Annotated in this window: 15 protein-coding genes; all 15 read left to right on the forward strand. The window is 44.0% G+C overall.

The genetic code is table 11. The features are described from left to right. Positions 1 to 245 precede the first annotated feature (245 nt). The 15 genes from mraZ to AC3IRT_RS04315 all read left to right on the forward strand — a co-directional run bounded on the left by mraZ (position 246) and on the right by AC3IRT_RS04315 (position 17812). Positions 246 to 719 carry a division/cell wall cluster transcriptional repressor MraZ gene (mraZ, locus tag AC3IRT_RS04245; RefSeq protein ID WP_489395194.1) on the forward strand — a complete coding sequence of 158 codons (474 nt, stop codon included), beginning with the start codon at positions 246 to 248 and terminating at the stop codon, positions 717 to 719. Continuing rightward, entirely contained in the window at positions 712 to 1629 is a 918-nt protein-coding gene (gene rsmH / locus AC3IRT_RS04250; RefSeq protein WP_489395195.1) for a 16S rRNA (cytosine(1402)-N(4))-methyltransferase RsmH, read from the forward strand. Before mraZ ends, rsmH begins: the two co-directional genes overlap by 8 nt. Before the next feature lie 4 nt (positions 1630 to 1633). Further along, complete coding sequence (locus tag AC3IRT_RS04255) at positions 1634 to 2041, forward strand: FtsL-like putative cell division protein (protein ID WP_489395196.1); 408 nt, start codon at positions 1634 to 1636, stop codon at positions 2039 to 2041. Positions 2042 to 2062: 21 nt separating this feature from the next. Then, positions 2063 to 4180: a penicillin-binding protein gene (locus tag AC3IRT_RS04260; RefSeq protein ID WP_489395197.1), complete on the forward strand. Its 2118-nt coding sequence runs from the start codon at positions 2063 to 2065 to the stop codon at positions 4178 to 4180. A gap of 12 nt (positions 4181 to 4192) precedes the next feature. Next, positions 4193 to 5647, forward strand: a complete 1455-nt coding sequence (locus AC3IRT_RS04265) for a UDP-N-acetylmuramoyl-L-alanyl-D-glutamate--2,6-diaminopimelate ligase (protein WP_489395198.1) — start codon at positions 4193 to 4195, stop codon at positions 5645 to 5647. A gap of 5 nt (positions 5648 to 5652) precedes the next feature. Further along, complete coding sequence (gene mraY / locus AC3IRT_RS04270; protein WP_489395199.1) at positions 5653 to 6897, forward strand: phospho-N-acetylmuramoyl-pentapeptide-transferase; 1245 nt, start codon at positions 5653 to 5655, stop codon at positions 6895 to 6897. Continuing rightward, complete coding sequence (murD, locus tag AC3IRT_RS04275; protein WP_489395200.1) at positions 6898 to 8274, forward strand: UDP-N-acetylmuramoyl-L-alanine--D-glutamate ligase; 1377 nt, start codon at positions 6898 to 6900, stop codon at positions 8272 to 8274. It abuts the gene before it with no gap. A gap of 22 nt (positions 8275 to 8296) precedes the next feature. Continuing rightward, complete coding sequence (locus tag AC3IRT_RS04280; RefSeq protein ID WP_489395201.1) at positions 8297 to 9502, forward strand: FtsW/RodA/SpoVE family cell cycle protein; 1206 nt, start codon at positions 8297 to 8299, stop codon at positions 9500 to 9502. Between the two features lie 15 nt (positions 9503 to 9517). Then, on the forward strand, positions 9518 to 10615 hold the full coding sequence (murG, locus tag AC3IRT_RS04285) for an undecaprenyldiphospho-muramoylpentapeptide beta-N-acetylglucosaminyltransferase (RefSeq protein ID WP_489395202.1): 1098 nt from the start codon (positions 9518 to 9520) through the stop codon (positions 10613 to 10615). Positions 10616 to 10619: 4 nt separating this feature from the next. Continuing rightward, positions 10620 to 11975 carry a UDP-N-acetylmuramate--L-alanine ligase gene (gene murC / locus AC3IRT_RS04290; protein WP_489395203.1) on the forward strand — a complete coding sequence of 452 codons (1356 nt, stop codon included), beginning with the start codon at positions 10620 to 10622 and terminating at the stop codon, positions 11973 to 11975. Then, positions 11968 to 12792 carry a cell division protein FtsQ/DivIB gene (locus AC3IRT_RS04295; protein ID WP_489395204.1) on the forward strand — a complete coding sequence of 275 codons (825 nt, stop codon included), beginning with the start codon at positions 11968 to 11970 and terminating at the stop codon, positions 12790 to 12792. The genes murC and AC3IRT_RS04295 overlap by 8 nt, the downstream gene beginning before the upstream one ends. Before the next feature lie 32 nt (positions 12793 to 12824). Beyond that, positions 12825 to 14207: a cell division protein FtsA gene (gene ftsA / locus AC3IRT_RS04300; protein WP_489395205.1), complete on the forward strand. Its 1383-nt coding sequence runs from the start codon at positions 12825 to 12827 to the stop codon at positions 14205 to 14207. Between the two features lie 140 nt (positions 14208 to 14347). Beyond that, a complete protein-coding gene (gene ftsZ / locus AC3IRT_RS04305) occupies positions 14348 to 16117 on the forward strand; it encodes a cell division protein FtsZ (RefSeq protein ID WP_489395206.1) in 1770 nt (589 codons plus the stop codon). 189 nt (positions 16118 to 16306) lie between these two features. Continuing rightward, on the forward strand, positions 16307 to 16852 hold the full coding sequence (gene pyrR / locus AC3IRT_RS04310) for a bifunctional pyr operon transcriptional regulator/uracil phosphoribosyltransferase PyrR (protein WP_489395207.1): 546 nt from the start codon (positions 16307 to 16309) through the stop codon (positions 16850 to 16852). A 24-nt stretch (positions 16853 to 16876) separates the two neighbouring features. Further along, positions 16877 to 17812: an aspartate carbamoyltransferase catalytic subunit gene (locus tag AC3IRT_RS04315; RefSeq protein WP_489395208.1), complete on the forward strand. Its 936-nt coding sequence runs from the start codon at positions 16877 to 16879 to the stop codon at positions 17810 to 17812. Positions 17813 to 17883: the final 71 nt, after the last annotated feature.

Raw genomic sequence — 17883 nt, forward strand, 5'->3', positions numbered from 1 at the left:
TGTCCCGCTTTTATATTCGATCTATCATGATGAAGATTTGTTTAGGACAATATCAATCAGCGTTTTACTTATTGCTGTAAGGGAAAATTAATTACGTAACCACAACATTATGAGGTGTTAAGCTTGTTTAAGCGGTTTCTTGTGGAATATGAGCACTGTGGAAAACTTTTTAGTGGGGCAAAGTGTTGTAAAGTGGGAGAAAGTGTATAATTTTACATTTGATTTCGAATAGGCTGATTAGCTATATGACCGAACTAACAGGAGAATATACATGTAAGTTGGATGCCAAAGGTAGAATGGTAGTCCCTGCGTTGCTCAAAAAACAGATACCTAGTATTGAGCAAGAGGGGCTTATCGTGAACCGTGGTTTCGAAAAAAACTTGGTGATATACCCCCGTTCAGAATGGTCTAAGATGATGAAGCAGCTATCGCGTTTGAATAAGTTTAAAGCGGAAAACAGGAATTTCATTAGGAAGTTTATGAGTGGTGCTACCGAATTGACGCTGGATTCAGCGAATCGGGTACTGCTTCCTAAAAGCTTGATGGAATATGCCGAGATCAGCGGTGAGCTGATGTTGGCTTGCCAGTTTGATCGTATAGAAGTTTGGTCCAAATCTGTTTACCTGGAGACGTTGGGAGAGATGAGTGAAGATGATTTTGCCACTTTAGGTGAAAAAGTAATGGGTGGATTAGATATAGGAGACCTAGAAAATGAGTAATCTAGTATATCATGTGCCTGTGATGCTGCAAGAATGTATAGCAGCGCTAAATATAAAACCTAATGGTGTTTACGTGGATGTTACTTTTGGCGGCGGCGGACATTCCAGAGAAATACTGAGACACCTCGGGCCAGAAGGGCGTTTATTCGCCTTCGATCAAGATCCCGATGCGCTTCAAAACGCGATTGACGATTCTAGGTTTCGCTTGGTGCATCAAAATTTCAAGTTTTTGAAAAATAGTTTACGACTAGAAGGAGTGCGCCAAGTGGACGGCATTTTGGCGGACCTAGGTGTTTCTTCGCATCAGTTTGATGATGCAGAGCGCGGTTTCTCTATTCGCTACGAAGCGAATCTAGATATGCGCATGGATCAGGTATCTGATTTAGATGCCACACAGATTCTCAACAACTACGCGGAGGAAGAGTTGCACCGCATATTTGGTATGTACGGCGAGATTCAAAACGCTAAATCATTAGCCAAAACAATTGCAACAGCACGTTTGACCAAATCTGTTACGTCGGTGACGCAATTAAAAGAAGTGATCAAATCGCTGGTGCCACGAGGGAAAGAACATAAATACCATGCGCAAGTCTTTCAAGCCTTGCGTATTGAGGTGAATAAAGAGTTGGAAGCATTGCAGGAGTTTTTAGAACAAACGGTGCCTGTGCTTAAAAATGAAGGCCGACTGGTGGTGATGTCGTACCATTCTTTAGAGGATCGTTTGGTGAAGAATTTTATAGCCAAAGGCAAGTTTAGAGGAGAAGTGGAAAAGGATTTTTTTGGAAACGAGATCAAGCCTTTTCAAGTCATTAGCCGAAAAGCAATCTCGGCAACGGATGAGGAAGTGCAGCAAAATAACCGAGCTCGAAGCGCCAAATTGCGCATCGCACAACGGGTAGAAAGGGATTAAGCAGATGGCCAGAAACAGCATTAAAAATGGCGAGCTAAGTGAAGAGGTTCAAGAGGAAATGTCTGATGAACTAGAGGAAAAGGTTGAAGAGACCCAAAATTTCCTCCGTTCGATTTTTTCGGCAAATCCGCTTTCCACTTATTTAGTTACTAAAAATCTGCCATTCGTCGCTTTTATTGCGTTGCTGGGCTTACTATACATCTCAAACCGGCATTTGGCAGAGAATACGGTGCGTAGAATTGACCGGCTGGGCAAAGATGTGAAAGAGCTAGGCTGGGATTATAAGTCGCTTCATGCAGAATTGATGAAGCTGACGACGCAGACAGAAATAGCAAAGCGCGCAGATACCTTGGGGCTAACCGAACGTACCGAACCGCCGATAAAAATAGAAGTAGTAACAAAAAATAAATAGGGAGCGTAAAACGCATTTACCATGAATATCAGAAAGTCCATCTTGATTCGTGTGTACCTAGCCTTCGGGCTAATGGTGTTTGGCGCCCTATTGGTGTTTGGCAAGCTGCTGCATGTACAATATGTAGATGGCGATAAGTGGCAGACAATTGCGGATTCACTTACCATAAAAGAGCGGGTAGTAGAAGCGGCACGTGGCAATATTTATTCTAATGATGGCAGTTTACTGGCGACTTCCGTACCCGAATACACCATTCGCTTTGATGCGATGGCAATCCCGGAAGAGAATAGCGAAGTATTTCAGTCCCGAGTAGATTCTTTGGCGGCACGGCTTTCCCAATTTTTTGGAGATAAATCGGCTCGTCAATATTTGACGCAACTGAAAGAAGCGCGTGCAAAAGGACAGCGCTATATGCTATTAAAAAGAAATGTATCGCATCAAGATCTGAAAGAGCTGAAGACCTTTCCGTTGCTGAAAACATTTAAGGAAGGGCGTAGTCGTTTTTCAGGTGGTTTGATCGCTGTCCAGGAAAACAAACGCATATTACCTTTTACCAATTTGGCCGCGCGGACCATTGGCTATCGCAACGACGAGTATCGTGTAGGATTGGAAGGTGCTTTTGGTGATTATATCGAAGGAAAAAGTGGTATGCAAATGATGCAGCGCATCGCTGGTGGCGTTTGGGTGCCGGTGAGTCGAGAAGTAGAAATTGCACCAGTAGATGGTTCGGATATTATCGCGACCATTGATGTGAACATGCAAGATATGGCCCAACGTGCGTTGGAAAAGCAATTGATCCAAAGTAACGCCGATAATGGATGCGTGATCCTGATGGAAGTAGCAACCGGCGAAATCCGTGCTATTGCGAACTTCACCAAAGATACCGATGGTGTATACCGCGAGAAATTTAACTACGCGATTGCACAAGGTGCAGATCCAGGTTCTACTTTCAAGCTAGCATCGTATTTGGCTGCGTTGGATGATGGTTATGTGGATACGACAACGGTGATCGATATTGGTAATGGTACGTACAAAGTGCCGTCGCATACTATCCGCGATTCGCATGCACCAAAGAAATCTCGCGTCAGTGTACAAGAAGCTTTTGAAGAATCCTCTAACGTGGCGGTGACGAAAATGATCCACACGCATTATGGCAATAATCCGAGCAAATTCATCAATAAGCTGCATAGTTGGGGTCTACACAAACCTTTGGGTTTACAGATTCCGGGTGAGGGCGATCCTTGGGTGAAGACACCAGAAAGCAGATCATGGAGCAAATTGTCGCTTATCCAGATGGCTTACGGTTATGAGCTTAAGCTCACACCATTGCAAACATTGACGCTGTACAACGCAGTAGCGAATGATGGCAAGATGATCGCTCCGCTTTTTGTAAAAGAGATTCGTAATCTGGGAAATACCGTAGAACGTTTTGAAGCGCGTGTGATCAACAAACAGATTGCGTCGGAAGAAGCGATTGACAAAATGCAAGGCATGATGCGCAGCGTAATGACCAATGGTACTGGAAAACGCTTGCGCAGTCCGCTATATAATGCGGCCGGTAAGACGGGTACAGCGCAGATGGCAGATGGATCGAGAGGATATGGAGCACGGCGCTATCAATCTTCTTTTGCAGGTTATTTCCCGGCAGAAAAGCCGAAGTACAGCATGATTGTGGTGATCCGCAATCCGCGGAATGGGTACTATGGTGGTTCTGTTGCTGGTCCGGTATTCAAGGAATTGGCCGATATGGTATATGCCAACGATTTGAGTTTGCATCAGAAATTTGAAACCAGAACCGTGAATAGTAAAGGTGATAAAACGCCACATACCTTGGTGGGTTCCAAAGAAGCATCTGCCAAAGTATATGCATGGATGGGATTGCAAGTAAACGACTGGTCGGCACTAACGCGGCCAGTAAAAGATAGCGCGCAACGTAGTAGCAATGTCTTCACGGAGACAGAATTCAAAGAAGGCGTGGTGCCGAGTGTGTTGGGGATGGGATTGATGGATGCCATCTATGCCATGGAAAATGCCGGCTTCAAAACTTCGGTACAAGGAAAAGGACGCGTAGTGTCTCAGTCTTTATTGGCCGGACAGAAGCTGACCGCAGGATCAAAGGTTTTATTAGAACTGAATTAAACACAGGATTGTATGATATTGAAAGATCTACTTCATGCTGTTCCCGTAAAGGAATATAAAGGCCAACTCGACATCGAGGTGACAGGCCTGTGTTTTGATTCGCGCGCAGTGGTTGATAACAATTTGTTTATCGCGGTACGTGGAACCCATACTGATGGCCATTTGTACTTGCAAAAAGCGATTGACTTGGGCGCGCGTGCATTATTGGTCGAAGAATGGCCAGCAGACATATTGGAAGACATCACCTATATCTTGGTGGATGATTCATCTTACGTCTTGGGTTTGGTCGCTGCCAATTACTATGATAATCCGTCGCATCAATTAAAATTGGTTGGTGTAACAGGTACGAATGGAAAGACCACGGTAGCTACGTTATTGTACAATCTATTTATTGGATTGAGCTATCAAGTGGGGCTATTATCTACGGTAGAAAATCGCATTTCTGGCCGTATCATACCGACTACGCACACCACGTTAGATCCGATCTCTCTCAACAAATTGTTGCGCGAAATGGTCAACGAAGGATGTGACTATTGTTTTATGGAAGTGAGTTCGCATGCCGTTGTACAGCAACGTATTGCAGGTCTGCGTTTTGCGGGTGGTATTTTCACCAACATTACACACGATCACCTAGATTTCCACGAAACTTTTGACAACTATATCAAAGCAAAGAAGAAATTCTTTGACGATCTAGATCGGGATGCATTTGCACTAAGCAATGGAGATGATCGCAATGGCGCGGTGATGTTGCAAAATACAGTCGCATACCAGAAAACATACGCCTTAAAAGGTTTGGCCGATTTCAAAATGCGCATTGTAGAGAGCCATTTTGATGGGATGTTGCTTCACCTTGATGGGCAGGATGTATGGGTAAAATTGGTGGGGCATTTTAATGCGTATAACTTATTAGCGGTATATGGTGCTGCGATTTTGCTTGAACAAGAAACTATGAAAGTGTTGACTGCGATTAGCAACATTGTGGGAGCAGAAGGAAGATTTGAAGCTATTCATTCGCCGCAAGGGCACATCGGCATTGTCGATTACGCGCATACACCTGATGCGGTTGAAAATGTGTTAGAAACCGTAGCAGGCTTGCGCCAAGCTGGACAACAGATCATCACTGTGATTGGATGTGGTGGCGATCGCGACAAGACAAAAAGACCTAAAATGGCCAAGGTTGCCGCGCTGAAAAGTGATACCGTGATCCTAACTTCTGATAATCCGCGAAGCGAGGATCCTTTGCAGATTATTCGAGAAATGGAAGCTGGTATTCCGGCCGACAGACGCAAAGGCGTATTCAGTATTTCGGATCGCAAAGAAGCTATTCGCGCAGCATGTCATCTGGCGCAGCCAGGAGATATCATTGTGGTGGCGGGCAAAGGACATGAAAAATATCAAGATATCCATGGTGTGAAACACCATTTTGATGATAAAGAACAATTGGCAAACGCATTTAACGAGCAATAAGAGGGATGTTGTATTATTTATTTACCTGGTTAAACGAGCATATGCACATTCCTGGAGCAGGATTGTTCCAGTATATCTCATTCCGTACAGCCATGGCGGTAATTGTCTCGTTGATCATTACCACCGTATTCGGTAGCCGACTAATTCGTTTGTTGCACCGCAAGCAGGTGGGCGAAACGGTGCGCGACTTAGGTCTGGAAGGCGAGAAGCAAAAGCAAGGAACTCCGACGATGGGTGGTTTGATCATCATCGCGGGTATCTTAATTCCTACGTTACTGTTTGCTAAGCTCGATAATATCTATGTTTTAATCATGATTATCACCACCCTGTGGATGGGAGCGATCGGTTTCTTGGATGACTATATCAAAGTTTTCCGTAAAAATAAAGAAGGACTTGCTGGTCGCTTTAAAGTGATTGGGCAGATCGGTTTAGGTGTTTTTATTGCTGTCACGATGTATTTTCATCCGAGCATTGTGGTACGCGAGCAGGTGACCAATCCATCCTCTTCGGTGGCCGTGGCAGTTGTGATTAATCCATCTACTGGCGAGAAAACATACGTCGAAGACGTAAAGTCTAGCAAAACGAATATTCCTTTTTACAAAAATAATGAGTTTGATTACGCGAAGTCATTGAGTTTTATGGGGATTTCGGGTACATGGATTACTTTCTGCATGACCTTGCTCGTAATTGTATTTATCGTAACCGCGGTGTCCAATGGAGCGAATATCACTGATGGTATTGATGGCTTAGCCACCGGTACATCGGCTATTATGGGAATTACGTTGGCGATTCTCGCCTATGTTTCTGGTAATGTGATCTTCTCGGAATATCTGAATATCATGTATATCCCAAATAGTGGTGAGCTCGTGATTTTTGCGGGTGCTTTTATCGGAGCATGTACTGGATTTCTTTGGTACAATGCGTATCCAGCACAGGTATTTATGGGCGATACGGGAAGTTTGACAATTGGCGGTATTATTGCGGCATTTGCCATTCTTATCCGCAAAGAACTATTGATTCCGATACTGTGTGGCGTGTTTTTGATCGAAAATCTTTCAGTCATCATGCAAGTGTCGTACTTCAAATACACGAGAAAGAGATTTGGTGAAGGCCGACGTATCTTCTTGATGTCGCCGTTGCATCACCATTATCAAAAGAAGGGTTACCACGAATCGAAGATCGTGACGCGCTTTGTTATTGTATCCATCATGTTGGCCATTTTGACCATCGTTACTTTAAAAATAAGATAGATGTCAAATATCGAACATAATCATTACCCGCAGGCCGGTCGTGTCGTCATCTTAGGTGGCGGTGAGAGTGGTGTGGGTGCTGCTATCCTCGCGAAGGATAAGGGCTTTGACGTGTTTGTATCCGATATGGCGTTGCTGGCAGATCAATTCAAAGCTACGCTAACGCAAGAAACAATCGCCTTTGAAGAAGGTCAACATACCGTAGAGCAGATTCTGAATGCAGATTTGGTGATCAAAAGTCCAGGTATTCCAGAGACAGCGCCGCTGATGCAACAATTACGCAAAACTAGTATTCCGGTGATTTCGGAAATTGAGTTTGCGGCACAATATACCGATGCAACGCTATGCTGCATCACCGGATCGAATGGTAAATCGACCACCACCATGCTGACGTACGAAATCTTTCGCCATGCGGGAGTGAATGTGGGGGTGGCGGGCAATATCGGACAAAGCTTTGCTTTGCAAGTAGCACGCGAGCAACGTGATATCTATGTGCTGGAGCTTTCTAGTTTTATGCTAGATGATATGCATCATTTTCGTGCGCATATCGCGATCCTGCTCAACATTACGCCAGATCATTTGGATCGCTACAACTATGATATGAATAAATATGTGGATTCGAAGTTCCGCATCATTCAAAATCAACAGGAGGCGGATTATTTTATTTACTGCGCCGACGACGAAGAGATTACCAAAGGATTGAGGCGGCATCATTCGCCCGCGATGTCCTTGCCATTTACGCAAGCGCATACCGCACTTGAGCAGGGCGCTTATATAGACGAACAAAAGAACTTGATTATTAACATACCTAAACGGGAACCATTTACGATGAATATTGAAGAACTATCACTCCAAGGCAAGCATAATGTATATAACAATTCTGCTGCTGGATTAGCCGCTAAAGCGCAGCAACTGCGGAATACCGTGATGAAAGAAAGCATGCAATCGTATGTCAATATCGCACATCGTTTGGAGCACGTGGCGTGTATTGGTGGCGTTACTTATATCAACGACTCCAAAGCGACTAACGTCAATTCTGTGTGGTATGCTTTAGAAAGTTTCTCGCCAGATATCGTATTGATTATGGGTGGTGTAGATAAAGGAAATGATTACGACATGCTGCGTGATCTGGTAAAAAGCAAAGTAAAAGCGATCATCTGTATTGGTAAACACAATGGTCGTATTCACGAAGCATTTGAATCGGATACAGATGTTATCGTAAATAGCGCTTCGATGGGGGATGCCGTAGAAATCGCTTCGCATATTGCGAAAAAAGGCGATACCGTATTGTTGTCTCCTGCTTGCGCAAGTTTCGACTGGTTTAAAAATTACGAAGATCGTGGAGATCAGTTCAAAGAATCGGTAATGGCGCTGTAAAGAACCGATAGAATAATAGATTATGACTATAGAACAGATTTTTTCAAAACTCAAAGGAGACAAGTGGATCTGGATAATTGTACTTATCCTGTCTGGCTGGTCTTTGTTGGCGGTATATAGCTCGGTAGGTACATTGGCCTACAAAGAGGGCAAGGGTACCGAATTATATCTGTTTAAGCATTTTGCGATTATCGCTGTAGGATTGGTATTGATGTACTTATCACACAAATTGGATTACCGATATTATGCGGGTATTTCCAAGATGTTGATGATTATCACGATACCACTATTGCTGGCAACATTACTATTTGGTGATTCTATTAATCAGGCTAATCGTTGGTTGACGATCCCTGTCATTAATCAGTCTTTCCAAACCTCCGATTTAGCGAAGTTGGCCTTGATTACTTTCCTCGCACGGATGTTGTCGCGCAAGCAAGAAGAGATTAAGGATGTTAAGAAATCTTTTGTACCGATTATGGGTGCCGTATGTGCGGTGTTTGTACTCATTGCTGTAGCGAATATGTCGACTGCGGTAATGCTGTTTGGCGTCAGCGTGTTGCTGTTATTAATTGGTCGGATCTCTTTCAAGCAGATTACAATTGTATGTATTGGATGTGGTATTTTATTGATGCTGGTTGCTTTCTTAGGTCCACGTCGTGCGACGTACATGAGTCGGATCGAAGGATTTTTTCATACGGAGGAAGTGATTGGCGGAAGCGGTGCAGTACCATTTCAAGAAGATAAAAATTTCCAAGCGAACAATTCAAAAATTGCGATCGCGACGGGTGGATTTTTTGGTAAAGGATGGGGAAATAGTGTGCAACGCAATGTGCTGCCACACCCGTATTCTGACTTTATCTTCGCGATCATCATCGAAGAATACGGTACCGTAGGTGGTTTCTTCTTATTGACCTTATACCTCGCATTGATGTACCGCATTATCCGTATCGTGACTTTGAGTCCTCGGGCTTTCGGCGCTTTTTTAGCCGCAGGATTGGGTTTCAGTCTGACGATTCAGGCACTAGCCAATATGGCGGTTGCCGTAGGTTTAGGTCCGGTTACAGGAGTTCCATTACCGCTAGTGAGTATGGGTGGTACGTCCATATTATTTACGAGCGTGGCTCTGGGGATTATTCTTAGTGTAAGTCGTAATGTGGAAGAATTAAAAGGTAAAGAAGAATTAAATGATGTCGTAAAACCACGTCGTGTGGTGGTCGGCAGTATATAATTGAAAATAGTGAACATGACAAACAAAGTGATCATAAGCGGTGGCGGTACGGGAGGACATATCTTTCCGGCAATTGCTATTGCAAATGCCCTTCGGCAATTGCAGCCCGGCATAGAGATCTTGTTTGTGGGTGCGAATGGTAAAATGGAAATGGAGCGTGTGCCTGCCGCAGGATATGAAATTGTGGGCTTGGATATTCAAGGCTTCAATCGGCAATCGATGTGGAAGAATCTGGTGCTGCCGTTTCGATTAATCGCTAGTATGTGGAAAGCTCGGCAAATCATTCGCGAATTTGGCGCGCAGGCGGCAGTCGGTGTCGGTGGTTATGCTTCTGGCCCTTTGCTTCAGATGGCCAATATGATGGGCATACCGACATTGATTCAGGAACAGAATTCCTACGCCGGATTGACCAATAAGCGATTAGGCAAAAATGCCCAACGTATTTGTGTAGCATACGATAATATGGAGCGATTTTTTCCAGCAGAAAAAATCATGGTTACAGGCAATCCCATTCGTCTTTCGTCGGTAAAGATCGAAGGTAAACGCGAAGAAGCTATTCATGCCTTTGCACTGGATATGAACAAGAAAACCGTATTGATTACGGGAGGTAGTCTTGGCGCGAAAACATTGAATGATTGTGTGGCCGAAGGTTTAGATCGGCTACTGGACAAGAATATACAAATTATCTGGCAGTGTGGTAGTTATTACTATGAGGAATTGTCGGAAGAATGGAAAGATAAGCTAACGGATAACGTGAAGCTCATGCCATTTTTGGAGCGCATGGATTATGCGTACGCTGCGGCAGATTTTGTAATAGCTAGGGCGGGAGCTGGTACTATATCAGAATTAGCAGTAATCGGCAAGCCGGTTATTTTGGTGCCATCGCCTAATGTATCGGATGATCACCAAACTAAAAATGCGTTGGCCTTATCAGAGCACAAAGCCGCGATTATGGTGAGTGATCTGACGGCGCGGATACATTTGATCGATGAATTGATTCGATTGATTGAGGATGAAGCAACAGCATACGAATTGGGCGAGCGTATACAAAAGATGGCCTTGCTTGATGCCGGTGTGGTGATTGCGCAAGAGGTTTTAAAAATGATAAAATAAGGGTATGAATATCGACCAAATTAGAACAGTTTATTTACTTGGCATTGGCGGCATCGGCATGAGTGGTTTGGCGCGCTATTTCCAACATTTAGGTTGTGTGGTATCCGGATATGATAAGACCGAAACTGAACTGACCAAAGCCTTGGTCGAAGAAGGTATTGTGGTTAACTATCAGGATGATGTTCGCGAATTGCCCGATCATTTGGCTACTCCAAATGAAGATACACTCATCATTTTTACGCCAGCTGTGCCAGCCGATTTGGCACTGAAAAATACGTTAATCGAACGTGGCTTTACCTTGTACAAACGTTCGCAGGTATTGGGTTTCATTAGTGCGAGTCGGTTTACCATTGCGGTAGCGGGCACACATGGCAAAACCACCACGTCGACCATGATCGCGCATGTATTGAAAGATTCGGGTTACGACTGTTCGGCATTTTTGGGTGGTATCAGTACCAATTACAAAAGCAATGTATTATACGGAGATAACAATACGGTAGTCGTGGAGGCGGATGAATTTGATCGTTCTTTCTTGACGCTACATCCTAATATAGCGATTGTGACTTCTGCGGATGCGGATCACCTCGATATTTACGGAGATGCGGCGCAGCTTGTCGAGTCGTTTGAGTTGTTTTTGGATCGTGTGGTAGCTGACGGGATTACGATCGTCAAGAAGGGATTGCCATTTTCGGGTGATATATCTTATGCAAAAGAAGATGTCGCAGATGCATATGCCGACAACATTCAGATCAAAGATGGCGAGTTCTATTTCGATTATCACGCGGATATTTTGACCTTAAAAGATATTCGATTAGGAATTCCGGGATTACATAATATTGAAAATGCGGTCTCAGCAATTACGGTCGCAAATTTGCTAGGCATTAGCGGCGATAAAATCATCGCTGCTTTAGGTTCATTTCAGGGAGTAAAAAGACGTTTCGAATATATCGTAAGACAAGAAGATGCCGTGTACATAGATGACTATGCTCACCATCCGGAAGAGCTGCGCGCTTTCCTGACTTCTATGCGCAAGCTGTATCCAGAAAAGAAATTGACAGTGATCTTTCAACCACATTTATTCACGCGTACGCGAGACTTTATTGACGGATTCGCCGAAGTGCTTGGGTTAGCCGATACGCTGTATTTGATGGAGATCTATCCAGCGCGCGAGAAGCCGATTGAGGGCGTAAATTCTCAATGGCTGCTCGATAAAATTGCTCTGGAGGATAAACATATCATGACGGCAGAGCAGGTGTTGGAAAAAGTAGCAGCGGAGCGTCCAGAATTGATTGTAACAGTAGGAGCAGGAGATATTGACCGACTGGTGAAACCATTAAAACAACTATTGACAAATGCTTAATTGGCTCAAAAATATACCATGGCGCTTGATCGGCTCGATAACACTCGGGTTGGCAGCTTTCGTGGGCGTCATCTTGCTGATGGGGCTAGTAGCCAAAAAGGATGCTGCACAATCGTGCACGGCATTGCAAATCATGGTAGAAGGAAAGGAAACTTTTATCGATCAGGCGGATATTTCGGCCATGATAGAGAATGAATATGGTGCGGTCGTGGGTAGGCAACTACTTGATATTCCATTACAAAAAATAGAAGCATCGTTGAAAGCGTTGCCTTATGTCTCCAATGCTGATATCCATGTCGATATCAATGGCGTGATGAAGGTGTCGGTGCAGCAGCGTGCCATATTGCTTCGCGTCATCAATCGCGTCGGACAAGAATTTTATGTAGATACCGAAGGCAAGAAAATCCCAACTACGTTGAAATATGTGCCACATACAATTGTCGCGAATGGCAACATTCGCGAATCATTCGGCAAGCCTTTAGAAGTCGTAGAATCGACCGTGGTAGAAGATCTGATCGCCATCGCGCGTCATATTAGTAAAAGCGAATTGTGGCGCAATCAGGTGGTCCAACTCTATGTGAATGATACAGGCGACATTGAGTTGGTGCCGCGCGTAGGTGATCAAGACTTAATCTTAGGCAATGCTCAAGATTTGGATGATAAATTGCGCCGATTGGAGATCTTCTATCAAAAGATCTTGCCGCGGGTAGGCACCGAAGCATACAGCAAAGTGAATGTCAAATATGCCGATCAGATTATCTGCGAACGATATGGAGATTGGTTTATCGACAGTCTACAAATGAAAATGCATAATTAATACCGAAGAATAACACAGCAAATACACAGCATATGAAACCAAAATCTACAGAACTCGAAAAAGAAAATCCAATCGTCGTTGGGTTGGACATTGGAACGACCAAGATCTGCGTCACGGTGGGGCGTCGCAGTGGCAACTCGAAGGTCGAATTACTGGGCGTCGGCAAAGCCGAATCTGCTGGAGTTAGTCGCGGCGTAGTGGCTAATATCCAGAAGACAGTAGACAGCATTCGCGAAGCGGTTTCGATCGCCGAAGGGCAATCGAACGTTGATATCAAAGTGGTAAGCGTAGGGATCGCTGGTCAGCATATCAAAAGTATACAACATCGCGGTATTGTGACGCGCAACGACGATGATGAAATCGGACGCGAAGACGTGCAACGCCTGATCTCTGATATGTACAAATTGGTGTTGCCTCCGGGTGAAGAAATTATCCATGTGCTTCCCCAAGAATTTACGATCGACAACGAACCAGGTATTAAAGAGCCGATCGGAATGGCAGGTCGTCGTGTAGAAGCCAACTTCCATATTATCTCTGGCCGCGTTACGGATATCAAAAATATCAAGCGTTGTGTCGATAATTCTGATTTGGAAGTGTCTGAATTAATCCTTGAGCCATTGGCATCATCAGAAGCTGTGTTAGATGAAGAGGAAAAAACGGCTGGTGTAGTATTGGTAGATATTGGTGGTGGTACCACCGATGTGGCTATCTTCCACGAAGGTATTATTCGTCATACGGCGGTTATTCCATTAGGAGGCAATATTGTGACCGAAGATATTCGCCAAGGATGTTCTGTATTGCGCAATCAAGCAGAGCAACTGAAAGTGCGTTATGGTTCTGCATTAGCAGACGAAAATAAAGAGAACGAGGTGATCTGTGTGCCTGGTATTCGTGGCCGCGAAGCCAAAGAAATCTCCGTCAAAAATTTGGCGTACATTATCCAAGCGCGGATGGAAGAGATTATCGAGCATGTACATTACGAGATCAAAGCATCTGGTTACGAAGATAGGCTGATTGCAGGTATTGTGATTACCGGTGGTGGTGCACAACTGAAGCATTTGGTACAGTTAGTGGAGTACGTAACGGGTATCGATTGTCGCATTGGCTATCCCAACGAATACTTGGCGAAAACGGATATGCTGAACAAGCAAGCGTTTGATGAATTGAAAAGTCCATTGTATGCAACGGGTATTGGTCTATTAATCAAAGGAATCCAAGAGATCGAAGAAGGCGAGAAAAGAGAACAGGAAAAAGAAGCTAAAGTGGGCAGTGGTGCCCGTGCGAAATCTAGTATAAAAGTGAGTGATATCGCTAGCGATCAAGGAAGAAGGGAAGGTTGGTTGACTCGAATTTTGGGGAATTGGATTACTGATGGTGAGGATATTGACAATGATACCTTTATCGGGAAAAAGTAATTTATCAACAACCGTCTGTTTTTTCCACAAATTGACAATTGTGGAAAACTCTTGTGGATAATTTGTTAATATTACGTTAGAATTATAGGGTAGAATTCATCGTTGCAATAGGTTGATTTAAAGAATAATAGGTATAAGATATGTCGATACAATTTGAAATGTTAAAAGAGCAGTCGTCTATCATCAAAGTTGTTGGTGTAGGTGGCGGTGGTGGTAATGCCGTAAACCACATGTATAAAGCTGGGATTAGTGGGGTAGATTTTATCATATGTAATACGGATGCACAAGCATTGGAGTTGAGTCCAATTCCCAATAAAGTCCAGTTGGGCGCAAGCTTGACGGAAGGTATGGGTGCAGGAGCAGATCCTGATGTGGGCGAAAATTCTGCGATAGAAAGTATCGAAGATATCAAACGTATGTTGGGTACCAATACCAAAATGTTGTTTATTACAGCTGGTATGGGTGGTGGTACTGGTACGGGCGCAAGTCCCGTGTTGGCAAAGGCAGCCAAAGAAATGGGTATCTTGACTGTGGCTATAATCACAACACCATTTACTTTTGAAGGAAAGCGACGTAAGTCACAAGCAGAAGAAGGATTGGGCGAATTGCGTAAATACGTCGATTCTTATTTAGTGATTTCTAATGACAGACTACGCGAAATCTTTGGCAACCTAACGATGACTGCTGCATTCGCGAAAGCGGATGATATACTGACAACCGCAGCTAAAGGTATTGCAGAAATAATCACAATACCAGGTTACGTAAACGTCGATTTTAAAGATGTGCGTACCGTAATGAATGATAGTGGTGTAGCGATCATGGGTAATGCAGTAGCGAGCGGCGACGAACGCGCACTACAAGCCGTTACCGGTGCGTTGGCATCTCCATTATTGAAAGATAATGAAATCGAAGGGGCACGTTATATCTTATTAAATATTACTTCGGGATCTAAAGAAGTGACAATGGATGAAGTATCTATTATCACGGACTATATTCAGGAAAAAGCAGGTTTATCCGCAGATCTAATCTGGGGTAATTGTATTGATGAAAACATGGGCGACGATCTTTCTGTCACCATCATCGCAACCGGCTTTCAGACTACCGAAGAACGGGTAAAGGATAAAGAAAAAGAAAAGATCGCGCATCGGCTAACACCAGAAGAGGCGAAGTCTGTATTTGTGAAGCCGGTTTCTCAAAACCAGTTTGCGGATAAGAATAACTACGCAGAACCTGTTATTAAACCGGTCGGTGTAGCGCATACGGAATTAGAGCAATCGATCCAACAAACGGATCTATTTACGGCTAACCCGACCAGCAGATCATTTGCATCTGCACCGGTAAGTCAACCTTCGGTATCTCCACAACATCCACGTACAGGTCCAGAAAATGAAGCACAGGTAGTGCGTCATACATTGGATCTAAGCGAGCCTGAAGTAGAAGAGCAAGAGCCACAAGATAATCATGGTTTTGAACTAAAAACGTCACCATCGATGTTTGAATTCAAAGTACCTACGGTTTTTGATTCGTACCAACAGCCACAAACATTGGGCGCACAAGAGCCAGCACAACCTGCTTACCAGCAGGCAACGAATAACTATACAGCGCCTAGTAATACGATCACCGCGCCATCTGCCTTAGAAGATGCTAAAGTGGAAGAAGCTAATTTCGAAGATCAATTGATGAAAACCAAAGAGCGTATTCTACGCTTGAAGGAGTTGAGCATGAAGTTGCGCTCGACGAATGGATTGCAGGAGATGGAGAATGAACCGGCTTATAAGAGAAAGCAAAAATCATTGGACGATGTGCCACACTCTTCACAATCGCAAGTATCTCGTTTTACTCTATCATTTGATAGCGGTGAAACAGAAATCAGACCGAACAATTCATTTTTGCACGACAACGTCGATTAGTAATTATATTAGAAATAGAATAAACAGCTTCCTTACCGAAGCTGTTTTTGTATACCATAAGACCATACGGTCTTTTCAAAAAAATGGCTAAGTTTGCCTAAACAAATCCGCGTATAGGATGCCCATTAGTCGTGATATCACGCGATCCTAGTAGGCGCACATCTCGCGGTGCAAGACGCGCATATACATATGAAACAATCTTTGCTATTAAACGGGCCTAAGTTTGAGATTACGCTCAAACGTTTGTGTCAACAGCTCATCGAAAACCACGGTGATTTTAGTGACACCGTTATCATTGGAGTACAACCAAGAGGACCATATATGGCGAACCGACTTCGCCAAGAAATCAAAAATATTTCGGGTGCAGATGTACAGACCGGTGCGTTGGACATTACCTTTCACCGCGACGATTTTCGCATGAAGGGCTCTAGCCCTTTGCAGGCAAGTCGTACCGATATCGAATTTTTGGTTGATGATAAAGTCGTCGTCTTTGTCGATGATGTACTATGGACAGGCCGTACGATACGCTCCGCCATGGATGCTATCCAAACTTTTGGCCGCCCAAAAAAGATTGAACTCATGGTCTTAGTCGATCGCCGATTTTCGCGCCAGTTGCCAATCGAACCAGATTATATTGGTATGCAAGTAGATTCTATCGATGCGCAGAAGGTAATCGTAAGTTGGCAGGAGACGGATCAGGAAGATAGCATCGTCCTTATTACAGAAGACAAATAAAGAGAATACAGATCCATATAGCACATGTCAAGCACAGAACAACTCAGTACACGTCACCTATTAGGTATAAAAGATCTTAACGAACAAGATATACAATTGATATTCGATACGGCTTCCAATTTCAAGGATGTATTGAATCGGCCGATTAAGAAAGTTCCCTCTTTACGGGATATCACCATCGCCAATGTATTCTTCGAAAACTCTACCCGCACCAGATTATCGTTCGAATTGGCCGAGAAACGCCTTTCTGCGGATACTATCAATTTTGCAGCTTCTTCTTCATCTGTAAGTAAGGGCGAAACGCTGATTGATACCGTTAATAATATTCTGGCGATGAAAGTCGACATGATTGTAATGCGGCATCCATACGCTGGTGCAGGCGTATTTTTGAGTCGCCACATCGATGCGCAAATCGTCAATGCCGGTGATGGCGCGCATGAGCACCCGACGCAAGCCTTGTTGGATTCGTTCTCCATTCGCGAGCGATTAGGAGATTTGGCTGGCAAGAAAGTCGCTATTATCGGCGATGTATTGCATTCACGTGTGGCTTTGTCCAATATTTTGTGCCTGCAAAAGCAAGGTGCGGAAGTCATGGTGTGCGGCCCGACAACCTTAATTCCTAAATACATCAGTGCACTGGGTGTGAAGGTAGAGCGCGATCTAATGAAGGCACTGAACTGGTGTGATGTAGCTAATATGCTGCGCATCCAATTGGAGCGCCAAGACATAGCTTACTTCCCATCACTACGTGAATATTCTATGTTGTATGGTTTGAACAAGCAGATCTTAGATAGCTTAGACAAAGAGATTATCATCATGCACCCGGGGCCAATAAACCGTGGTGTAGAGATTACATCTGATGTGGCCGATAGCTCGCACTCCATTATTTTGGATCAGGTGGAGAATGGCGTTGCCGTTCGGATGGCTGTTCTGTATTTACTAGCCGGAAAACGCGGGTAAAATTCGCGCGTTTCTTTAGCTGAAATTCGATCGGTCAATTACCAGATATTACTGTTAAAATATCGTTAAAA

The organism is Sphingobacterium sp. KH_072 (assembly GCF_057837975.1).